The organism is Mycobacterium sp. ABE4_509 (assembly GCF_056160785.1).
This window is the reverse complement of record NZ_JBSWXU010000250.1, coordinates 1-3,721: the sequence shown is the minus strand read 5'-3', so window position 1 is coordinate 3,721 and position 3,721 is coordinate 1. Positions and strand designations below refer to the sequence as shown.

Sequence of the window (3,721 nt, the reverse complement as noted above, 5' to 3'; positions counted from 1 at the left end):
CCTACGAGCAGATCATGTTGCTGCGGTCGGCGGTGGGCATGGCCGCGCCGCAGGCCACCGTCCCGGCGCTGGGCGCCGCCGAACTCGTCGGTGCGGCGCTGGACGCGTTGGCGATGGATCCCGAACTGCTGGCCGCCGAGCGCGGCCGCATCCGGCTGCTGTTGGTCGACGACGCGCAGCATCTGGACCCGCAGGCGGCGCGGTTGGTGCAGACCGTGGCCGACGGCGCCGATCTCGCGGTCATCGCCGGAGATCCGCAGCAGACGGTGTTCGGCTACCGCGGGGCCGACCCGGTGTTGCTGCGCGGCGACGGGCCCGAGATCGTGCTGAACCGGTCGCACCGGTGCGCGGCAGCGGTGGCCGCCGCGGTCGGTGAGATGGCCCGCCGGTTGCCCGGGTCCGATTCCATCCGGGGGCTCGCCGGCACCGGGGAACCGGGGGCGCTGGCCGTGCGGATCGCGGCCTCGCCGCACGCGGAGTCGGCGCTGATCGCCGATGCGCTACGCCGTGCACACCTGGTCGACGGGGTGGGCTGGGACCGGATGGCGGTGATCGTGCGGTCGATGCCGCAGCTGGGTACCCCGCTCAGCCGGGCCCTGCGGGCCGCCGGTGTCCCGGTGGACCTGCCGCAACCGGGCGCCGCGCTGGCCGACCAGCCGGCGGCGCAGGTGCTGCTGCACGTGTTGGAGGCCACCGCCGAGGGCCTGACGGCCGAGACCGCGCTGGAACTGGTGACCGGACCGCTCGGCCGCGTCGACCCGGTATCGCTGCGCCGGTTGCGGCGGGCGTTGCGCCGGGTCGGTCCCGCAGCCGGTGCCGGCTTCGGGGATTCACTGGTCGAGGTGCTGCGGCACGATGGCGCGGCGCTACCCGATGATCTGGCGGGCGCGGTGCGCCGGGTTCGCACGGTGCTGGACGCCGCGCGGCGAAGCGCCGATCAGGGCAACGACCCGCACCACACGCTGTGGCAGGCCTGGACCCGTTCCGGGCTGCAGCGGCGCTGGCTGTCGGTCAGCGAGCGCGGCGGGCCGGCCGCGGCGCAGGCCGACCGGGATCTGGATGCGGTGACCGCGATGTTCGACGTGGCCGAGCGGTACGTCGCCCAGACCACGGGTGCTTCGCTGCGCGGGCTCATCGATCACATCACCGCGCTGACGCTGCCCCCGGTGCGGCCCGACGACAGGCCAGCGCCTGATGCGGTCGCGGTGCTCAGCGCGCATTCGGCACTGGGCCGGGAGTGGGATTTCGTGGTGATCGCCGGTGTGCAGGAAGGGTTGTGGCCCAACGTAGCCCCTCGCGGCGGCGTGCTCGGAACCCAGCAGCTCGTCGACGTCGTCGACGGGGTCGCCGAGCCCGGGCAGCGCGGGTTGTCGAGTCGCGCGCCACTGCTGGCCGAAGAGCGCAGACTGCTGCTGGCGGCGCTGGGCCGGGCGCGCACCCGACTGCTGGTGACCGCGGTCGACAGCGACGACGGCGACGCGGCGATGCTGCCGTCGCCGTTCGTCGACGAGCTCGCCGCGCTGGCCACCGAGCCCGGTGTGGAGGTGCCCCCTTCGGTCCGTGCCCCCCGGGTGCTGGCCCCCTCGGCGCTGGTCGGCCGGCTCAGGGCGGTGACCTGTGCGCCGGTGGACGCGGTGTCCGACGAGGAACGAACCTGCGCCGCAGCGCAGTTGGCCCGCCTCGCGCAGGCGGGGGTGGCCGGTGCCGACCCGGCCTGCTGGTATGGCATGCGGGAGCTGTCCAGCGCCGAGCCTTTGTGGGACGGTGCCGACCATGTCGTGACGCTGTCGCCGTCGACGCTGCAGACGCTCTCGGACTGCCCGCTGCGCTGGCTGCTCGAGCGGCACGGCGGCTCACGGGGCGCCGATGTGCGCTCGGTGCTGGGCTCGCTGGTGCACGCGCTGGTCTCCGACGGCGGCAGGACCGAGGCGCAGCTGGCCAACACCCTGGAAGAGGTCTGGGATCAGTTGCCTTTCGATGCGCAGTGGTACTCCGACAACGAGTTGGCCCGTCATCTGGAGATGTTGTCGACCTTCCTGAGCTGGCGTGCCGACACCCGCGGGGAGCTCACCGAGGTCGGCACCGAGGTCGAGGTCGAGGGGCAGGTGGTGGCCGCCGACGGCGAGGCGCCGGCGGTGCGGGTGCGCGGCCGGTGCGACCGGCTCGAACGCGACGGCGCCGGTCGGCTGGTGGTGGTCGACGTCAAGACCGGCAAGTCGCCGGTGAGCAAGGACGACGCCCAGAGTCACGCCCAGCTGGCGATGTACCAACTCGCCGTCGCCGAGGGGTTGATCGCCGACGGTGACGAGCCCGGCGGTGGCCGGCTGGTGTACCTGGGCAAGACCAGTACCGGCAGCGCCACCCGGCGCGATCAGGACGCGCTGACCGGTGAGCAGCTCGACGAGTGGCGGGCCGTCGTCGCCGGGGCCGCCGCGGCGACCCGGGGGCCCGGGTTCGCGGCCCGGGTCAACGACGGCTGTGCGCACTGCCCGGTGCGGCCGATGTGCCCCGCCCAGAACAACGACGCCGACGGAGGTGCCCGGTGACCAGCCCGCGCTACAGCCCCGCTGAACTCGCCGGGGCGCTGGGCCTTTTCACGCCGACCGACGAGCAGGCGGCCGTCATCGCCGCCCCGCCGGGTCCGCTGGTGGTGATCGCCGGCGCCGGGGCGGGCAAGACCGAGACCATGGCGGCCCGGGTGGTCTGGCTGGTGGCCAACGGCTACGCCAGACCGGGCGAGGTGCTCGGGCTGACGTTCACCCGCAAGGCCGCCGGCCAGCTGCTGCGCCGGGTCCGGGCCCGGCTGGCCCGCCTGGCCGGAGCGGGCCTGGTGATCCCCGGCGTCCTCGACGGTCCCGGGGCGGCCGCCGACCCCGTCACCGTCGGCACCTACCACGCGTTCGCGGGCACCCTGCTGCGCGAGTACGGACTGCTTCTTCCCGTCGAGCAGGACACCAGGCTGCTCGGCGAGACCGAGTTGTGGCAGTTGGCCTACCGGGTGGTCTGCGAACACCCCAGGGCGTTGGAGACCGACAAGACGCCGGCGTCGGTGACCGCGATGGTGCTGAAGCTGGCCGGCCAGCTCTCCGAGCATCTGGTGGACACCGACCAGCTGCGTGACACCCATGTCGAATTGGAGCGGCTGGTGCACACGCTGCCCGCCGGGCGCTACCAACGCGACCGCGGCCCCAGCCAGTGGTTGCTGAAGATGCTGGCCACCCAGACCGAACGCACCGCGCTCGTACCGCTGATCGACGAGCTGCACCGCCGGATGCGCGAAGAGCGCGTGATCGACTTCGGCATGCAGATGGCTTCGGCCGCGCGGTTGGCGTCGCAGTTCCCGCAGGTGGGCGAACAGCTGAGACAGCGCTACCGGGTGGTGCTGCTCGACGAGTACCAGGACACCGGTCACGCCCAGCGGGTGGCGCTGTCCTCGTTGTTCGGCGGCGGGGCCGACGATGACCTGTCGTTGACCGCCGTCGGCGATCCGATCCAGTCGATCTACGGGTGGCGCGGGGCCTCGGCGACCAACCTGCCCCGGTTCACCACCGACTTCCCGCTCTCGGACGGCACCCCGGCGCCGACGCTGGAGCTGCGCACCAGCTGGCGCAACCCGCCCGAGGTGCTGCACCTGGCCAATGAGGTGTCGATGGATGCGCGGCGCCGTTCGGTGGCGGTGCGCTCGCTGCGGCCGCGCCCGGACGCCGGAGCGGGACGGGTG

2 protein-coding genes are annotated in these 3,721 nt (G+C 73.6%); both read left to right on the top strand.

What is annotated here, in order from left to right:
• A partial coding sequence (locus ACXAID_RS27420) for a PD-(D/E)XK nuclease family protein (RefSeq protein WP_475025322.1) occupies positions 1–2,546 on the top strand: 2,546 nt, incomplete at its 5' end.
• A partial coding sequence (locus ACXAID_RS27415; RefSeq protein ID WP_475025321.1) for a UvrD-helicase domain-containing protein occupies positions 2,543–3,721 on the top strand: 1,179 nt, incomplete at its 3' end. The genes ACXAID_RS27420 and ACXAID_RS27415, both read left to right, overlap by 4 nt.